At 57.1% G+C, this 578-nt stretch carries 1 tRNA gene; it reads right to left on the bottom strand.

Annotation, left to right across the window (positions count from 1 at the left end):
- Positions 1-91: 91 nt before the first annotated feature.
- Positions 92-168: transfer RNA gene (locus tag ACTQXO_RS08755), tRNA-Arg, on the bottom strand.
- Between the last annotated feature and the right edge of the window lie 410 nt (positions 169-578).

Raw genomic sequence — 578 nt, 5'->3', positions numbered from 1 at the left:
TTTCTTTACGCTCGCGCCTCGACCGAGGTTCGAATCCATGCACGGCTTCCAAAAAAGAAAAGCCCCCGTTGCCGGGAGCTTTAAAGTCAATTGGTGCGGCGTATAGGATTCGAACCTATGACGTTCTGATTCGTAGTCAGACCCTCTATCCAGCTGAGGTAACGCCGCAACGCACGGATTATTATGCACGCGAGGCCCCGACGGGTCAAGCGACAATTTGAAAAAATTTTACGATGTGGTGATTATGCTGCTCGCGCCTCGACCGAGGTTCGAATCCGTGCATGGCTTCCAAAAAAGAAAAGCCCCCGTTGCCGGAGGCTTCAAGTTCGATTGGTGCGGCGTATAGGATTCCGCGCATCCGCTTCGCGGATCCGCACCGGCTTCGCCCGCCTGCCGGCGCGCTCGCCCGCTCGCTAAAAACGCTCCGCGTTTTCTTACGCTCGCGCCTCGACCGAGGTTCGAATCCATGCATGGCTTCCAAAAAAGAAAAGCCCCCGTTGCCGGAGGCTTCAAGTTCGATTGGTGCGGCGTATAGGATTCCGCGCATCCGCTTCGCGGATCCGCACCGGCTTCGCCCG

Source organism: Collinsella sp. LCP19S3_D5, from assembly GCF_052121415.1.
In the GTDB taxonomy this organism is placed as follows: domain Bacteria; phylum Actinomycetota; class Coriobacteriia; order Coriobacteriales; family Coriobacteriaceae; genus Collinsella.
The sequence above is the reverse complement of the archived record's forward strand: the minus strand, read 5'-3'. Positions and strand labels throughout refer to the sequence as shown.